We start from the raw sequence: 18,332 nt of genomic DNA on the forward strand, positions 1-18,332 counted from the left end.
AAAGCTTTAGGTTAATTTAAAAAATAACGTTAATCAAAGATGTACACTATAGTTACTGAAATAAGGAGGGAATTAGTAATGAACAATATTAAAAAACTAGTAAAAAATACAACCTTTACTACTGTTTTAGTAGGAGGAATAATATCAAGCAGTTTGTTAATTGGAGAGAGTAATGAAGCTGTTAAAGTCTCTGCTGCGGAAAAGGGAATAACAGTCACGATTAATCAAACTAAACAACAATTTGAACAATCTCCATTAATGATAAACGGTAGTGTAGTTGTTCCATTAAGAGGTATATTTACTGCTTTGGGTGCTGAAGTAGAATGGGATAGTAAGACGAAAACAGTGTATGCAAAGAAAGACGAAGAAGACATTAAATTAATTATTGGACAACAGACAGCTAAGGTGAATGGAGCATCAGTTAAACTTTCTCAACCTGGAGAAATTTTTCAAGGTTCAACATATGTTCCACTTCGATTCGTAAGTGAAGCATTAGGATCTGAAGTGAAATGGAATGGAAGTGCAAAACGAGTAGAGATTGTATCATCTAATTTGCCTTCAACAAAAACTAATGTAAAGGCAAATACGATTGTAAAGGCAAAAACTTATGATGATTTTGATCAAATTCAATATAAGGATTACAATTTCATTGACTTGATGACAGATTCACTCGCAGTGATAAACAGCATGGATGTGTCTGACGGTATGAAATTTAAAGTAGAAGGTGATGGTTTCAATGACGAATGGGTAGTAGCAGATAAAGATTTATATGCTAAATACGGTCCTTATGCATTGAGTTTGGTTGGTGATCCATCAACAGCATCAGAGAGTGAACTAAAACAGGCAAAAATTAAAGCAGATAAAATAATTGCAGACCAAGACAAATACAACATAGCAGGAGACCCTTGGGTGATGTTATATAGAAAATTGTATTTAACTGATTATAGCATTGACACAACAGGAAAAACTTTTGAGGAAGTAGGATTAGAACTTTACGGTGACCTATACTATGCAACTAGATATCAAAATGAAGAATTCCCATCTCGTGGGCAAACTTATGAAGAAGCAATCGAGAAACTAGCAGCAAATCATTTAAATGGATATAATTCTGTAGAGGAACTTCTTGAAAGCCAAGCTTATTATAGATTAATCGAAGAAACGAAAAATTTACCTTTTGATGAAAATTGGTTAATAGAGGAAGAAAATTGGTATGTAAAGAAGTATGAAAAATATCTAAAAGAAGATAAGTGAAGATATTGAGTTATTTTGACTTCAGTTCTTTCAAAAGGGTTTTGGCTATTAAGTCAAGACTTTTTTGACGTTTTGGAAAAAAATCAAATCGAATAACACAGAATTAATTTGTGAAGAAGAGTTTGGTTAATCTTCTTACAGTGTGATATGTGGGCGTATTATTATGTGGAAGTTGTAGCTGGTATGATGAATGATTAATATATATTGTTTTCTTCTATATTAAATGCATGCCTTTATCGTTAAGGTTTTCTTTAATCAACATTTAGTTTTTCTTTAAAGTTTCTTAAGTATTTCCATCTATCATATTATTTGAGCAACAAAAAAACTATACATCAAAGAAGGAGACGATTTACTATGAAAAAAGTATTAGCTTTTGGGCTTGCAGGAGGATTATTAGCATCAAGTTTAGGGTTGGCAGGCATGGTTGAGGCGAATGTTGCAACGGAGGTTGCTTCACAAGAAATTCAACAGCAATCGAAAGAAATGACGCAAATTCTAGAAATAAACAAACAATTAGCAGAGATTGACATGAACAAAGATTTAAAATCATCAACAGCATTTAGTGATTTAATGCAAGAACTCGCGTACGTAGAAAATAATTTCGATTACATCGATGATAAGACTGGACTTGGTTTCTTCTACAATGCTGAAACAGGAGAGTATGTCAATAAATTATTAACGATCAAAATTGACGTGAATACTGATAAAATCTATAACATGGAGACAGGCGAAGAACTAACATCGTATGAAGATATTAACTCTCTTTTATTTGTACACCAAACTTATATAGATGTTCATATAAACGTTGATGCAAGAGAGGATAAATTCTTTGATTTACTTTGGGCTGAAAAGGGTGAAATCCCTAATGTTATCGTAGATAATGGTTCTAACTAAAAATAATCGTGATTGATTTGAACGTATATTTACCTAAATAGACAATCTAATATAAAACACCTTCGAAATGATGGACTTAATAAAAGTACTTATTCGGAGGTGTTTTTCTTTTGGGTAAAACTAATATTTAGCAACCGATATTGTGCAGTACTCTTTTGATATTTAAAAGTAAGCCTAATCGTATTAAGGAAAAAGTAATTGTGTATAAGAAAATAAAAAACGATATTAGTAATGTATCAAGTCCTACAACTCCTAAGAATATCACTTAATTAAGTGTTGATAGTCCAATGTCAGTTTAGTTGATGAAAAGAAATTCAAGAGAACATAGGCAAGCGTCCATACATAGGATAATTTGTGTATAAGAAGATGGTTTCACTTGTCTTTGTCAGAATAACATCTAGGAGGGAGAAAGAAATGCACTACCCTTATCAAATGAATCAGCATCATTATCAATTAAAACAGACAGTTTTATCAGCAGTAGAACCGTGGGTGCAATATGGATTACATGAAGCGAAGAAGACATCGTATATTCACGCATTAAGAGAAGTAGCAGCTATAGCTTATTTAATTGGGATGGGTTGCCATCCAAGTGTGGCTCATAATATTGTTGAATCATGGGAAGTTAATGAAATGTTCTATCCACAGTAGATGTTAACAAGTTAAATGTGGTTTTTTTAAGAATGATTTTAAATGCTCATTATGGTGACTGTTGTTCTCCGTAATGAGTATTAGTTTTTTATGCAATTATTTAATTAATTCATAATTTAAGCAGGGATTTGGGACAAACTTCTCGTATTGCAAACTATATTCCAGTCTTATGGTTTATACAACATGTTCATTATTCATAAATCAATCGATTAATTTACATTAATTACTAAAAGTCGATTGTTATGCGCTATAATAGGAACATAATAATACGTAAGAAGGTGATCTATTGCTCTTATTACAAGATATAATGACAGCGGTAGAGCGAACAGTTGATGAACGGACAAGTCTTGCTGAGGTAATAAAAATTATGAAGGAAAGAAAATGGAATGTCATTCCAGTTATTGGTGGTGACGGTTACTTAGCAGGTGTTTTTACGAGAAGTGAATTATATGAAGCGATTTTAGATGGAGTGTCCTTAACAGAAGAAGTTGGTCACTATTTGAAAAGAAATGTGGCTGTAATGCCATTACATACACCGTATGAGGTTGTTGAGAAAATTGTTAGAGGCAGTAAGGTTGGTACAGGTGTTGTTATAAATGAAGCAGATAAAGTAATTGGTTTATTTACTAAGACAGATATGGTAACAGCATTATTGAATGAAACGAATTCTCTCAAAGAACAGATTGAAACAATCATGAACACTTCCCATCTTGGTGCAGTGATGGCAGATGGAGCGAATCAAATTGTCTATGTAAACGACCGAATAAGTGAAATGGTTGGTCTGCATAAGGAAGATATGCTTGGATATGAGTTTACAAAGATATTTGAGAAAATTGATACATCAAAGGCACATATGAAAGATATAAAAATTAGGGAAGAACAGTTTATATTGCGGCTATCACATTATCGAACTGTACAAGGAAAAAAAGGTGTTATAGCTCTCTTTCAAGACAGATCAGAAGTTGAAATGATTGCTCAGGAGTTAGAAACGGTAAAAAATCTACATAGTACACTTGAAACAGCTATCGACCATGCATATGATGGGATTCTTATGATCGATCAGAAGAAGAAAATTACGATGGTGAGTCCTCCACTGCTTAAGTTGTTTAATGTAGTTAAGGAAGACATTCTTGGAAAAAATGTTGAAGAAGTGTTTCCTCAGTTAAATTTAACAGTGGTATTGAAGAGTGGAGAGGCAGATTTAAGTGATTTCATGGAGATAAATGGGATTAAATATATTGTGAATCGCATTCCTGTTCTTCAAGGTGAAGAAGTGATTGGTGTTTTAGGTAAAATAACCTTTCGTCAATTAAACGAAGTAAATGCATTATTTAAGAAGCTTGAACGTTCGCAATCTAATAATGTTAAGCAAGCAGAGACAGCCCGTTTTTCTTGGGATGAAATTATTACACAAGACCCATATACGAAAAAGTTGAAGAAGAGCGCTGCTAAGGCAGCAAAAGGTCGTTCTACAGTTTTAATTAGAGGTGAAAGCGGTACTGGAAAAGAACTCTTTGCACATGCTATTCACAATAGTAGTACACGAAAAGATGAAAACTTTGTTATTGTCAACTGCGCTGCAATTCCAGAGCATTTACTAGAATCAGAGTTTTTTGGGTATGAAGCAGGAGCTTTTACCGGTGCACGACAAAAGCGTACGTTTGGGAAATTCGATATGGCTAATGGTGGAACGTTATTTTTGGATGAGATTGGAGATATGTCATTATCTCTACAAGCAAAGTTATTAAGAGTGTTACAAGAGGGAGAATTTTATCGTGTAGGAAGTACAGAACGAGTTCATGTTGATGTAAGAATCATAGCTGCAACGAATCGCTCCCTTGAAGAGATGGTGAGGAATGGTGAATTTCGAGAGGACTTATACTATCGTTTAAATGTAATCTCACTTCAAATTCCTCCATTACGAAAGCGTATAGCTGATGTTGAGATATTAATTAATACTATAATGAAAGAGTTAAATCGTCTGATAGGAACGAGTATTACGGGTATTGATGATCATGCAAAGAGATTGTTAATGTGTTATGAATGGCCAGGAAATATACGGGAGTTAAGAAATGTTCTAGAACGTGCCATGACATTTTCTGAATTTGGAAAGATCCAAATTGAAGACTTGCCAGATTATATGATTGAGAAAGTACATGTAGTTCCAGAAAATAAAGAACCGAAACTTGCACTTGCAGAAAGTGCAGAGCTATCAGCAATTAAGATTGCGTTAGCAGAAGCTGATGACAATAAATCAAAAGCAGCAAAATTGTTAGGAATTAGCCGGTCTGGTTTATATGAAAAGCTTAAGAAATATGGATTATAAGTACGGTGTCCATATAACGTACGTTGTTGTTTATTAATGTATGCATTTTAGACAACATAATTTTTTGAGTGAAGGCAAACTGTAATGTTAAAATAACTGAAAATTGGCATAATACTTGCATTGAAATAAAGAAGAAATAATAATTTTTTTATATAGAGAGGGGTTTGTAAGTTGGATATTGGTTCATTATTAGAACAAACTGCACGTAATAATCCGTCTAAGTTAGCCATTACGTGTGAAGATCGAAATTATAATTATTGTGATTTCAATAAGCAAGTTAATCGCTTAGCTAACGGTCTTTTGAATTTAGACATTCAAAAGGGCGATAAGGTAGCCTTGATGATGAAGAATTCCGATTTCTTTGTTTTTTCCTATTTTGCTGCTGCGAAAATTGGAGCTGTTGTTGTACCTGTTAACTTTCGTCTTACAGCTATCGAAGTGAATTACATTCTTCAACAATCAGAGAGTGTATTAGTAATTTGTGATAATGAATTTGAGGAGTTATTTCCAAAGGCAACAGAAAATACAAATGTTCGTTCAATTATTACAATTGGTGAGCCAGAAAATGACCGACATCTTGCGTATCATTATGTCCTTTCTACAAATGATCAAGATCCAGAAGTCCATGTTCTAGAAACAGATGATCTTGAAATTCTTTATACGTCTGGTACAACTGGTAGACCTAAAGGTGCACTTTTTGATCATAGACGTATCTTTAATGTAAATTTAACGATGATCACAAGCATGGGCATTAATAAAGATGACCGATTTTTACACATTGCCCCTTTGTTTCATTCAGCTCAGTTGAATCTTTTTCTCGTAACAGGTGTTATATTAGGTGCTTCACATGTCATACATCGAGAGTTTCGTCCTGAAACAACATTAGAAGCAATTGAGAAATACAAAATCACACACTTTTTTGGTGTACCAGCAATGTATAATTTCTTATTACAAGTTCCAAATGTAGATGATTATGATGTATCTTCTATTGTTCGTTGTGGATATGGTGCAGCTCCAATGGCTCCAGAGATTGTGCGTCAAAGCATGCAGTTATTTGAAACAGATCGTTTCTTCAACTTATGTGGATTAACGGAGGCAGGACCGGGTGGAATTGGTTTAGGTCCTGAAGGTCATAAGAATCATATCGGCAAAGGCGGTAAGCCATTTTTTCTTACTGAAGCAAGGGTTGTTAATGAGTTAGGTCAAGATGTGGAGGTAGGAGAGGTAGGAGAGTTTCTACTCCGTGGAGAAACAATCATGAAGGGATATTATAATAAGCCAGAAGAAACAAAACAGGCAATACGCGAAGGTTGGCTCTACACTGGAGATTTGGCTAAGGTTGATGAAGAAGGCCATATCACACTTGTTGACCGTAAGAAAGATATGATTATTTCTGGTGGGGAAAATATCTACTCGATTGAGGTAGAGCAAGTGATGTATGAGCATCCACAAGTTTTAGAAGTAGCAGTAGTTGGTACACCTCATGAAATTTGGGGAGAGATTGTAACAGCAATTGTTGTTCCTAAAAAGGGTGAAATTATAAATGAGCAAGAACTTCTCGATTTTTGTAGAGAAAAGTTAGCAGGATATAAGATTCCGAAAAAAGTAATGATGATGGAGCAATTACCACGAAATGCATCAGGGAAAACCTTAAAATATAAGCTTCGTAATCAATTTAAAAAGATTGAATCATAAAAAAAATGTAAGCGTTTTCGACAAATTTAGGGGGGAACGTATGCAAAGACATCCTTATTTGAAGGAAGAACATGAAATTTTTCGTAAATCATTTCGTAAGTTTCTAGAGAAGGAAGCATATCCATATTATGACCAGTGGGAGAAAGAACGAATGATCCCACGTTCTTTTTGGGACAAGATGGGGCAAAATGGTTTTCTTTGTCCAGATGTAGATGAAGCATATGGAGGTCTTGGGGTTGATTGGTCTTTTTCAGTTGTAATTAATGAGGAACTAGAGAAAGTAGGATCTAGCCTTATTGGAATTGGTCTTCATAATGATATTGTTGTGCCATACATCACTGCATATGGGACAGAAGAACAAAAGAATAAGTGGTTGCCCTCCTGTATATCAGGACAATTAATCACTGCAATCGCAATGACAGAACCAGGAACAGGCTCTGATCTTGCAAACATAAAAACAACGGCTATCAAAGATGGTGATGATTATATTATCAATGGTCAAAAGACATTCATAACCAATGGTCTCCAATCAGATTTAATCATTGTTGCGTGTGTTACAGACCCTAATGCCAAGCCCAAGCATAGAGGAATTAGTTTGATTGCTGTTGAACGAGATTCACCTGGTTTTTCACGAGGACGTAAACTCGATAAGGTAGGTCTTCATGCACAAGATACAACAGAATTAATTTTTGAGGATTGTCGAGTTCCGAAGGCTAACATAATTGGCAAAGAAGGTAAAGGTTTCTTTTATTTGATGAATAAGTTACAACAAGAACGACTTCTCGTTGCAATTGCAGGTCAAGTTGCTGCAGAAGAGATGTTACAGATGACAATTGATTATGTGAAAAGTCGTGAAGCATTTGGTCAACCAATTAGTAAGTTCCAACATACACAGTTTAAGATTGCAGAAATGGCAACTGAGATTGCAATGGGACGTGCGTTTCTCGATCAATTAATCGTTGAACATATTGCGGGTAACGATGTGGTAACAAAAGTATCGATGGCAAAGTGGCGCCTTACTGAAACAGCTAAGAAGGTAGCAACGGAATGTATGCAATTACACGGTGGATACGGCTATATGGAAGAATATAAGATTGCAAGACGTTACCGAGATATACCAGTTACAGGGATTTATGCTGGAACAAATGAAATCATGAAAGTCATTATAGCGAAAAACTTAGGTCTATGAAACAGGGGGATTAAATAATGAGAGAAGCAGTGATTGTTGAAGCTGTACGTACACCAACAGGTAGACGAAAAGGATTATTAAAGGATATGCGACCAGATGATTTAGCGGCAATTGTATTAGCTGAAGTCGTCAACCGTGCGGGGATTTCTGCAGATTTAGTAGAAGATGTAATAATGGGGTGCGTCAGTCAAGTCGGAGAGCAAGCAGGTGATATCGCGCGAGTAGCAGCGTTAATTGCAGGATATCCAATCGAAGTTCCAGGTGTAACGCTTGACCGTCAATGCGGTTCTAGTCAACAGGCAATACATTTTGCCGCACAAGCAATTTTAAGTGGTGATATGGATATCGTAGTTGCAGCGGGTGTTGAGAGTATGTCACGTATACCAATTGGATCAAATTATCAAGGAGCCCCATTAAGTGATAATTTGAAAGAAAAGTATGAAATGATTCATCAAGGAATTTCAGCAGAAAGAATAGCTGAAAAGTGGGGTTTTACAAGAGGTGAGCTTGATCAATTTGCTGTTGAAAGTCATGAAAAGGCTTTAAAAGCAATTTCTGAAGGACGATTCGAGCGTGAAATTATGCAACTTGAAGTAACGTTAGAAGATCAGGCAATGGTAACGATGAAGAATGATGAGGGACCTCGAAAAGGGACATCACTTGAAGCATTGGCAGGTCTTAATCCTGCATTTCAAGAAAATGGTGTGATTCATGCTGGTAATGCAAGTCAAATTAGCGATGGAGCAGGTGCATTGTTAATCATGTCCCGTGATAAAGCAGAAGAGCTTGGTTTAAAACCACGCTTTAAAATTCATACACGAGTAGTAGTTGGTTCAGATCCAACGCTCATGTTAACAGGTCCAATTCCTGCAACAAAGAAAGTGCTAGAGAAAGCAAATCTTTCAATTGATGAAATTGATGTTTTTGAAGTGAACGAGGCCTTTGCATCTGTCCCACTTGCATGGTTGAAGGAGACAGGAGCAGATCCAAAAAAGCTGAATCCAAATGGAGGAGCAATTGCACTCGGACATCCACTAGGAGCAAGCGGTGCACGCTTAATGATTACGATGATGAATGAGCTGGAACGAACAGGTGGTAGGTATGGGTTACAGACGATGTGTGAAGGACATGGAATGGCAAACGCCACAATTATTGAACGCCTTTAGTTAGTACAGGTGTTAGAGTTATTTCTAACATCTATAATATAAATCAATAGTAAACACCTTGATTTTCTTAACATACTAGATGATAATGTGTAGTCTTTTCGCCAGTTGCCTTGTGATGAATCTTTAATAAGATGGGAGAAATGTAAAATGATGAATGTCCAGTTGTTAGTGAGCTCACTTTTGGAACATGCTGAAAAATTTTTTCCGAAAAAAGAAGTTATATCACCAATGCCATCAGGTATAGTGCGTCACACATATGCAGAGATTGGAAAACGTACACGTCAACTGTCTAGTGCCCTTGAGAAAATTGGAATTCAGCGTGAGGACCGTGTTGGAACATTAGCATGGAACCACAATCGTCACTTGGAGGTATATTTTGCTGCACCTGGTATGGGAGCAGTATTGCATACAATTAATATTCGTCTTTCTCCAGAACATATCGTTTATATCATTAATCATGCTGAAGATAAAGTGCTTTTTATTGATGAAGATATACTTCCGTTAGTCGAGTTAATTAAAGATCATTTAAAGTCTGTTGAAGCTTTCGTTATTATGACAGATAAGGAGGAACTGCCAGAAACAACGTTAGAACCTGTTTATTCGTATGAAAAGCTACTTCAAACAGGAGATGAAGCATATCAATTTGTAAAAGATATTGATGAAAATGCTCCTGCAGGAATGTGTTATACGTCAGCAACAACGGGCAATCCAAAAGGTGTTGTCTATTCGCATCGTGGAATTGTGTTACATAGTTACGCACTTGGATTAGCAGATACAGTAGGAGTATCTGAAAATGATCGAGTTATGCCAATTGTACCGATGTTCCATGCTAATGCTTGGGGGCTTCCGTTTGCCGCGACTTGGTTTGGGAGTACTCAAGTTATGCCAGGACCACGTTTCACTCCTAAAATATTGGCTCAACTAATTGAAGAAGAAAAGGTAACGAAAACAGGTGGTGTTCCAACGATCTGTCTCGCTTTATTAAAGGAATGGGAAGAAGGAAATTATGATACAAGTAGCTTGAATGCTATCTTATGTGGTGGTTCAGCAGCACCAAGAGGCATGATTCAGACGTTTGAACAGAAATATAATATCTCGTTTTTGCATGCATATGGTATGACTGAAACAAGCCCACTTGCGACATTTTCAAGATTAAAAAGCTATCAAATGGATCTATCTCAAGAAGATAAGTTGGATGAACGTGCAAAACAAGGTATTTTAGTACCGGGTTTAGAATTCAAGGTTATCGATGGTCAAGGTGAAGTTGAATGGGATGGTAAGAGCATGGGTGAATTGTTAATTAAAGGACCATGGATTGCTGATGAGTATTATAAGGATGAGCGGACGAAAGAAGCGTTCCAAGACGGTTGGTTGCATACGGGGGATGTTGTTACGATCGATGAAGAAGGTGTTATAAAAATATTAGATCGTACAAAGGATTTGATTAAGAGCGGTGGTGAATGGATTTCATCTGTTGACCTAGAGAATGCTCTTATGGCACATGAAGCTGTTTTTGAGGCTAGTGTTGTTGCAGTACCTCATGCAGAGTGGCAAGAGCGTCCTGTAGCATGTGTCGTTTTAAAAGATTCATATAAAGATAATGTAACAAAAGAAGATTTACTATCATTTATCACACCAATGTTTGCGAAGTGGTGGTTACCTGATGACGTTGTTTTCATGGAGGAAATTCCAAAAACATCAGTTGGGAAGTTTTTGAAAAGAGCTTTACGTGAAAAGTTAAAGGACCACTTCGCAGCCGAATCATTATAGGGACAATCAGTTAGAGTATAATAGTGAATGTTGTGATTTTAACTAGAAGTTTAATAATATAACTTGAATTAAAGAGAGCCGTTTGAAAAATGGCTCTCTTTAACTATCGTTGAATCTCAAATATATCTTCAAGTTTTTCACTCATGTATTGGTGGGCATCCGTTATACCAAGGTTATAAAAGTGTGGGGCGATTTCTTCTGAGAAGAAATCAAGAATCATCATTGCTGCTAAGTCTCCTAGTTCTTCGTCACGTTCATTTAAAAAGTACGATTTAATTGAATTGAGCATGTCATGTTTCACATTAGTAGGTATTGATTTTGATAAAGTATTCATTCGTATTCTCCTTATATAATTATTGGTAGTGAAAAAAGTGGATTGATTGGTTGGTGAAAAGTAATTATTAACTAAGTGTAGTTTTGAACAACATATTTATTTGATGTATACATAGCTACTATTATTAAATTTATTTGGTTATTACTTGCATGGCTTCTTTCCAAATTTTTTGGTGTGGCAGTTGATGATAGTACTTTTCTAAGTTGGTAGGCGTATCTTTTCCAACCCACACACCTGTCGTATATTTGTTTGTTAATCCAATATACCAAAAGTCTTTATAATCATTTGTAGTACCTGTTTTCCCACCTATATAACTAGTAGGGAAATAGGTTGCTTTAGCAGTTCCATTCTTAACGACTGATGTAAGCATCTCACGCATTTTTTCGTTAGTTTCTTCTGACCATACTTGTACAGCTTGATCATTCCATTCAAATAGTACCTTACCGTCAGCATTAAGCACTCGTTTTATCGCTCGTGCAGGTTGATATGCCCCATTGTGTGTGAAGGTTGTATAAGCATCTGTCATCTCTAGTGGACTCATACCATTTGTAAATCCACCTACTGCTGCTGGTAGTCTGTGATCGGAAGAAACAAGTTTATCAAAATTAAATTTTTCAATATAGGAGAATCCTTTCTCCACACCAATTTTATAAAGTAATCGAACAGCTGTTGTATTATACGAATTACTAAAGGCGCTTTTTAATGATGTTATTCCATAGGTTGCTTTACCGTAATTTTTCGGGCAATATTCGTTTAAGCAAAATTTCCTTGCATCAATTACGCTATTAATCGAAGCGTTTGTTTCATTTAAATAAGGAGCGTATACGAGTAACGGTTTAATGGAAGAACCAGGCTGACGAAATGCTTGAAATGCACGATGGAATTCAAAGTTTTTGTAATCTTTCCCACCTATAAGACCAACAATTTGTTGTGTATGATTGTCAATGGTGACAATTGCTCCTTCAAGTGGTGTATCTTCAAGGTATTTATTAATAGATCTTTTTAATTGGTCTTGGATGATGGGATTTAAGTTTGTTTCGATTCGAACGCCACTTTCTAGTAACTCCTTAACACGAGTTTCAATTTGTGATTGAAATATTTGTTCCTCTGTTTTTTCTATTTTCCCATCAATTAAAGTGTATCCGTCTGATTGTGCGACTAGCTCCTTTAATTCATGTAACACATATGTAGAATAATCATGGTATAAATCAATTTTATTACCGTAATTAAGCTGAATCTGTTGTTGCAAAGCGATAGTATATTCTACTTCTGTAATCATCTCTTCTTCTAACATTTTTCTTAAAATCCATTGTTGTCGTTCTTTCGTATGTTCAAAGTAGTTAAGAGGATTATAATAAGTTGGATTGTTTGGTATTGCTGCTAAAAATGCTGATTCAGCTAATGTTAGTTTATTAACAGGTTTGTTGAAATAAGCGCGACTAGCAGATACAATGCCATAACGGTTGTTTCCAAAATAGATAGCATTGATATATAACTCTAATATCTCATTTTTTGTAATGTTCTTCTCTATTTGATATGCGTAAAGAAGTTCAGTGATTTTTCGTTTATACGTTTGTTCTTGTGATAAGTAGAGGTTTCGAACAAGTTGTTGGGTAATTGTGCTACCACCTTGTTCAATTGAGTCCATTTGTCCATTTGTAATGGCTGCGCGAAGTATGGCAGAAACATCAAACCCTTTGTGAGTATAAAATTGCTTGTCTTCAGCAGCGATAAAAGCTAGTTTTATCTGTTCTGGTAGCTCGTTGAAACGAATGAATGAACGATCCTCTCCATTGTATATCTCTGAAAAAACGTGACCATCCATGTCTACAATAACGCTGTTTTGTTTTAAGTTAATATCGTTTAGAACTAGTTGTTTATCTAGATAAGTTGTAATTGGTTCACTATTTTTCCATTCTACGTAAAAGAATAAAAATACAAAGTAAAAAATAAATAACAATAATAGATTTACTGCAATTCCAGTGACTAAACGCATCACATTTCACTCGTTTCCTTAACTTTTGGTTTGAAATTTTTTACGATAAGCCGATAATAATAGAAAGAGCTATTTAAATGATTTAAATAGAGTACAAAATAGCTTCCAAGATGGCAATGCTAGCTGAATACTAAATTAAAATGTAAAATTTTATAAAAAATGTAATGTATTACATAAACTTAGACTTATAAAATTTTGGAAAATATTGTTAGTTATTTATAGAGGAGGCCATTAAATGAACTTTATTTCATCAGGGTCTGCCTTAACTATTTATCGGCATATGCAGCAACACTCTTTAACGATGCAACGTTCAATGGAGAGATTATCAACAGGATTAAGGATAAATCGTGCGGCAGATGATCCTGCAGGGTTAGCTATTTCAGAAAAGATGAGAGCACAAATACGAGGCCTAAACCAAGCTCAACGTAATGCACAAGATGGTATTTCAATGATTCAAACAGCAGAAGGTGCACTTTCAGAAACTCATTCTATTTTACAACGTATGCGTGAATTAGCTGTTCAAGCAGCAAATGATACAAATTCACCTGAAGATAGGCAAGCTTTACAAGATGAGTTAAATCAATTAATTGCTGGTATTCGTGATATAGCAGGAGATACCGAGTTTAATACGATGAGCTTATTAAATGTTGATAGAACTGGAAGTGGCGCAATTCATTTGCAAATTGGAGCCAATGCAGGAAGTTCACTTTCAATTGAAATTGGTAACATGTCACCCGAACATATTGGCAGTACAAGTAAGAAATTATCAGATCTAGAAGTTGATAGAGAAGCTGGGTCTGGTGGAATTCTTACTAACACAGACGCAAGTGAAGCAATTGATATCATTGAGGATGCGATTAAACAAGTGTCAAGCCAGCGTTCATCACTTGGAGCGTATTCTAATAGATTAGAGCATATTATATCGAATTTAGCGACTCAAGCTGAGAATCTACAAGCTGCAGAATCACGAATTCGTGATGCGGATATGGCAAAAGAGATGATGGATTATACGAAAGCAAGTATGTTATATCAAGTTTCAATAGCGTTAATGGCACAGGAGAGAAAGCAACAAGAAATGGTGTTGAAATTATTAGAAATGTAAAAGAGGAAGGGACTTTTCTGTATAGATTAATGTCCCTTCCTCTTTTAGTATTATAGACTAAATTGATTAACCATATCTGAGAGTTCAGAAGATAAATCTCGTAAATGTCTTGAGGCTTCATTTATTTCATCTATAGCAGCTAGTTGCTCCTGAGAGGCTGCTGCAACATTTTGAGTATTCGCAGATGCTTCTTTTGCCGTTGAAGCCATTTCTTCAACAGATGCTGATACTTGCTCAGTACTCGCTGACATTTCTTCAGAGATCGATGACATGTCTTCCATTTGAATTGCAATGTTTTCAATGGATGTGAGAATTTCTTTAAACATAGTACCAAATGCATGGACTGCTTCAATCCCTTTATCAACATCTTCTTTACTACTATTCATAGTAGTTACGGCATTAGACGTATTTGCTTGCATTTCATTAATTAAATTGCTAATTTTCGCTGCTGATTGACCTGACTGATCTGCTAACTTGCGAATTTCTTCTGCTACTACTGCAAATCCTCGTCCTGATTCACCAGCTCTAGCAGCTTCGATTGCTGCGTTGAGAGCAAGAAGGTTAGTTTGTGCAGATATATCAGTAATAATTTGAATAATTTGACCGATTTTATTTGAGTCTTTTTCTAAAGAATAAATGACATCACGAGCATCATTTGTCCCATCTTCAATTTCACGCATTTGAGAAATTACCAGTTTGACTGCATCATGCCCACTATGTGCTCTATTGTCCATTTTTAATGATTCATCACTAATCGTTGAAGCCGTTTCTGCAATTCGTTGAATACCGATAGCCATTTCTTCCATTGCGCGAGCACTTTCCTCAGATGTTTGCACTTGGATGTCTGATCCTTCAGCTACTTCTTGTATAGCAGATGTAACATCTGTTGCAGCATTTGTCGTTTGTTTAATACTATATCGCATCTTATCAGCTGATGTTGCAAGTTCATTAGCACTCTCGTGTACTTTAGTAATCATCTGTTTCATACTATTACTCATACGCTCAAAAGCTCGAGCAAGGCTCCCTATTTCATCTTTGCGTTGCGTATATTGGGTTGGAATGTGATGTGTGAAATCACCACTAGCTAGTTTTTCTCCAACGCCAATAGTAGCTTTAACTGGTTTTGTGATACTTTGAGAGATATACAAGGCGATTAACATGCCAACGATTTGCATAATAAGGGAAGTAATGAGTGTAAGCCATTTTATTTTATTGAGTTCTGATAGAAATTCATCTTGAGAAGTAGATACTGCTAATGACCAATTTGTTCCATCAATAGGACTGAATCCGGTAACTTTTTCTTCCCCGTCGTCAGTATAATGTTCAATTCCTATATCTCCTTTTGTCATCATTTTTAGCATCTTAATTTGAGGAGTAAGTGTTTTATTTTCTTGTGATTCTTCGATAGGGTTTACTTGATTCAAAACAAAGTCTTTATTTTTATGGGCAATGAATGTACCTTCGTTGTTAATAATAAATGAATCATCACTTTTGCCATACTTAATGTCTTTAATGATCTCAGTTAAATAATAGCCATCAATGCGAGCGATAAGTGCACCTGTAATATCAGTATTATGTTGAATAGGAACCGCCATCATGATCACAGGAGTATTTGTTTTGCGGCTTATTAACACATCAGACATATTTGCTTCACCTGTGAGTGCCTTCTTTATATAATTCCGATCACTTAAGTCTAGCTCGGTTTCGTCCGTATAATGTGCGATCCCATCTAATGAGACTACAGCAAGTCCTAAGTAATTCAAACGTGCGGTTTCTTTTTCAAGTAAGATTTTCTGTTCATCCCAGTTCATACCTTGAATTTGTGGTGTTGCTGTTAACATTGATAATTCAGAAATCTTTTTCTCTAAACGTTCTTCAATTATTTTTGAACTATCAACTGCTTTGTTTAATAGCCCCATTTCTGTTTCAGAAATAAGTGCACTTGATGCTTGATTATACGCTGCAAAACCGAGGACAGCACAGACTAACAATAAGATAAGAGAAAACGATAAGATCAGTTTTGTGTTAAGGCTTCTCATTTAAGTACCCCCTTGGCAAAATAAAAACTTTCAATGAGTAATCTTACACGCTACATTAAATTGTACCAAAATTACAATAAAATGGATGTTGAGTTAGTGAAGTTTTTGAGAAATATTTAGAAATTTCTCTATGTATTTTTTTACAGTGTACCAATTTACAAATAAAAAACTGCTCGTTTTCTAACGAGCAGCAACTCTATAAATTCACAAAATTTGAACAAATTATCTAACTAGAATTTTTTACACGATGATATAGTAAGTTTAGTAGAACATTGTCGAAAATTATTTGTTGAAATATTCGGACTGTAATTGTTTTAAGTTTTTAATAGATTGTTGAGCCCATGCTGTTTCATCTTTTTGAAGACTTTCAATTTTTTTCTTAATAGCTTTTCGAAGGGAATCTTCATAAGTTGGAATTGTTGCCTCATATCTTCTTACTTGTTGTTTCAACATGTTTGCTTGTTCACCTTTAGATAGAGCTTTCCGTTCATGGAATAGTGGGACATCAATTTCATGTGGGTTGTGAAGATCTCCTTGTTCAGGATGTTTTAATACGGCTAATGTCTTAACTAAATAATGCCGTGGACGAACATCGGTAATTATACCGATATATTGTCCTGTTTTATAGAAACCTGTCACTGAATCTCCAATATTTAATTCATGATCCATAATAATCATCTCGTTAAGTAACCTATAATTCTGATGTGATTATAGCATAAATTTACAAGTAACCATTATGCTTTCAATTAGAAACATATTTAAGAAAGATACATGAAGGTTTTAAAAGGTTAGAGAATGCTTCTAAACAAGTGGTGCATTTACTAGAACAAATGTTAGAAGAGTTATAGGTTTGTATTTTTTTATCATGTAATGTGAGTGACTGTTTTGTTTATGTTACAATACGAGTAGTCTTTTATTCTGTTCCTTTTCTTATTTTTAATAGGAAAGAAACTTCCTTAAGTTCTAATTTGAAAGGAGGAAGCAAATATGTTTGAATATATGTATTTTCCAGAAGATAAGACAGAGTACATTCCTTCTATATTTATGTTGTTGTTGGTAGTAGTTGCTTCTGTTCTGTTCATTGTTATTTTCAAAAGAATTTCAAGACGTCAATTAGCTCAAGCAAAAAAATTAGAAGAACAACTTGAAATTGAAGGAATTCAACGAGAGTCAACTTCAAATTCACCAAATTAATATAGTTATTAAAGAACCGCCACTTGTGCGGTTCTTTTTTTTGATTTGTAACGATTGATTTAAGATCATCTAACTGTTGTTGCTTATAGTTACAGGGTGAGTTGGTAATAATGGTACTATGATGTTGAATTATGGAGGTTCATTTGGATGAAGTTTTTTCAAATAATGATTGTTCTTCTCTTTTTAACAGCTTGCATGCAAGCCAATGCTAATCCTTCTTCAATGGAAGTAGAAATGTATAATCCAGACGGTGATCCAACAGGGAAAGCTAAGCTACAAGAAGAAGCGAATGGTGTCAAAATAGAGTTAGACTTAAGTGGTTTAGATAGTGGTTGGCATGGTATCCATATTCACGAGCAGGGTAAGTGTGAAGGTCCAGATTTCAAATCTGCTGGAGGTCACTATAATACTGAAGACAAGGAACATGGTCTATTAAATCCTAAGGGGCCGCATGTTGGAGACTTACCTAATATCGAAGCGGATAGCAGTGGCAAAGTTAAGGTCGACCTTTTGGCAAGAGATGTAACTCTTAAAGAGGGTAAGAATTCATTATTAAAAAAAGGTGGTACAGCGCTTATTGTTCATGATGGTGCAGATGATGGTATGACTCAACCAGCAGGTGATGGTGGAGAACGAATTATGTGTGGGGAAATTAAAACAAAAGAACAGAAGAAATCTAATGAAGAGTAATGCATTGGCGTTACTCTTTTTCTTTGTATGCGAACCGT

The 18,332-nt window shown here is 35.3% G+C and carries 14 protein-coding genes and 2 pseudogenes; 11 read left to right on the forward strand and 5 right to left on the reverse strand.

Annotation, left to right across the window (positions count from 1 at the left end):
- The first annotated feature begins 78 nt into the window (after positions 1–78).
- From BFG57_RS02945 to BFG57_RS02980, 8 genes and pseudogenes are all read left to right on the forward strand, one after another.
- Positions 79–1,251, forward strand: a complete 1,173-nt coding sequence (locus BFG57_RS02945; protein WP_069715976.1) for a copper amine oxidase N-terminal domain-containing protein — start codon at positions 79–81, stop codon at positions 1,249–1,251.
- A gap of 354 nt (positions 1,252–1,605) precedes the next feature.
- Positions 1,606–2,145 carry a hypothetical protein gene (locus tag BFG57_RS02950; protein WP_069715977.1) on the forward strand — a complete coding sequence of 180 codons (540 nt, stop codon included), beginning with the start codon at positions 1,606–1,608 and terminating at the stop codon, positions 2,143–2,145.
- A 453-nt stretch (positions 2,146–2,598) separates the two neighbouring features.
- A pseudogene (locus tag BFG57_RS02955) lies at positions 2,599–2,793 on the forward strand (hypothetical protein); the annotation flags it as partial.
- Between the two features lie 307 nt (positions 2,794–3,100).
- On the forward strand, positions 3,101–5,119 hold the full coding sequence (locus BFG57_RS02960; RefSeq protein WP_083249035.1) for a sigma-54-dependent Fis family transcriptional regulator: 2,019 nt from the start codon (positions 3,101–3,103) through the stop codon (positions 5,117–5,119).
- A gap of 171 nt (positions 5,120–5,290) precedes the next feature.
- Positions 5,291–6,814: a long-chain-fatty-acid--CoA ligase gene (locus BFG57_RS02965; protein WP_069715980.1), complete on the forward strand. Its 1,524-nt coding sequence runs from the start codon at positions 5,291–5,293 to the stop codon at positions 6,812–6,814.
- A gap of 40 nt (positions 6,815–6,854) precedes the next feature.
- Complete coding sequence (locus tag BFG57_RS02970; RefSeq protein WP_069715981.1) at positions 6,855–8,003, forward strand: acyl-CoA dehydrogenase family protein; 1,149 nt, start codon at positions 6,855–6,857, stop codon at positions 8,001–8,003.
- 17 nt (positions 8,004–8,020) lie between these two features.
- Positions 8,021–9,169 carry a thiolase family protein gene (locus BFG57_RS02975; RefSeq protein ID WP_069715982.1) on the forward strand — a complete coding sequence of 383 codons (1,149 nt, stop codon included), beginning with the start codon at positions 8,021–8,023 and terminating at the stop codon, positions 9,167–9,169.
- Positions 9,170–9,316: 147 nt separating this feature from the next.
- A complete protein-coding gene (locus tag BFG57_RS02980; RefSeq protein ID WP_069715983.1) occupies positions 9,317–10,939 on the forward strand; it encodes a long-chain fatty acid--CoA ligase in 1,623 nt (540 codons plus the stop codon).
- 103 nt (positions 10,940–11,042) lie between these two features.
- Here the strand turns inward: BFG57_RS02980 and BFG57_RS02985 are convergent, their stop codons facing one another.
- Together BFG57_RS02985 and BFG57_RS02990 are read right to left on the reverse strand one after the other, a co-directional pair.
- Positions 11,043–11,273 (reverse strand): DUF2164 domain-containing protein, encoded by a 231-nt coding sequence (locus BFG57_RS02985; protein ID WP_069715984.1) that lies wholly within the window; start codon positions 11,271–11,273, stop codon positions 11,043–11,045.
- Positions 11,274–11,403: 130 nt separating this feature from the next.
- A complete protein-coding gene (locus BFG57_RS02990; protein WP_083249031.1) occupies positions 11,404–13,269 on the reverse strand; it encodes a transglycosylase domain-containing protein in 1,866 nt (621 codons plus the stop codon).
- A 235-nt stretch (positions 13,270–13,504) separates the two neighbouring features.
- Here BFG57_RS02990 and BFG57_RS02995 point away from each other — a divergent pair, with 235 nt between their 5' ends.
- A complete protein-coding gene (locus tag BFG57_RS02995) occupies positions 13,505–14,371 on the forward strand; it encodes a flagellin N-terminal helical domain-containing protein (RefSeq protein WP_069715986.1) in 867 nt (288 codons plus the stop codon).
- A gap of 50 nt (positions 14,372–14,421) precedes the next feature.
- On the opposite strand, the gene BFG57_RS19560 is transcribed toward BFG57_RS02995, so the two are convergent.
- The 3 genes and pseudogenes from BFG57_RS19560 to kapB all read right to left on the reverse strand — a co-directional run bounded on the left by BFG57_RS19560 (position 14,422) and on the right by kapB (position 17,079).
- Positions 14,422–15,369: a methyl-accepting chemotaxis protein gene (locus BFG57_RS19560; RefSeq protein ID WP_425388463.1), complete on the reverse strand. Its 948-nt coding sequence runs from the start codon at positions 15,367–15,369 to the stop codon at positions 14,422–14,424.
- Positions 15,364–16,410 (reverse strand): annotated as a pseudogene (locus BFG57_RS19565) (PDC sensor domain-containing protein); the annotation flags it as partial. The pseudogene BFG57_RS19565 and the gene BFG57_RS19560, both read right to left, overlap by 6 nt.
- Before the next feature lie 282 nt (positions 16,411–16,692).
- The gene (gene kapB / locus BFG57_RS03005) at positions 16,693–17,079 is read right to left on the reverse strand and encodes a kinase-associated lipoprotein KapB (RefSeq protein WP_069715988.1); all 387 of its coding nucleotides are present in this window, start codon (positions 17,077–17,079) and stop codon (positions 16,693–16,695) included.
- Positions 17,080–17,397: 318 nt separating this feature from the next.
- Here kapB and BFG57_RS03010 point away from each other — a divergent pair, with 318 nt between their 5' ends.
- Both BFG57_RS03010 and BFG57_RS03015 read left to right on the forward strand, forming a co-directional pair.
- On the forward strand, positions 17,398–17,604 hold the full coding sequence (locus BFG57_RS03010) for a hypothetical protein (protein WP_069715989.1): 207 nt from the start codon (positions 17,398–17,400) through the stop codon (positions 17,602–17,604).
- 147 nt (positions 17,605–17,751) lie between these two features.
- Positions 17,752–18,294, forward strand: a complete 543-nt coding sequence (locus BFG57_RS03015) for a superoxide dismutase family protein (protein ID WP_069715990.1) — start codon at positions 17,752–17,754, stop codon at positions 18,292–18,294.
- The last annotated feature ends 38 nt before the right edge of the window (positions 18,295–18,332 follow it).

The organism is Bacillus solimangrovi (assembly GCF_001742425.1).
GTDB lineage: Bacteria > Bacillota > Bacilli > Bacillales > Bacillaceae_N > Bacillus_AV > Bacillus_AV solimangrovi.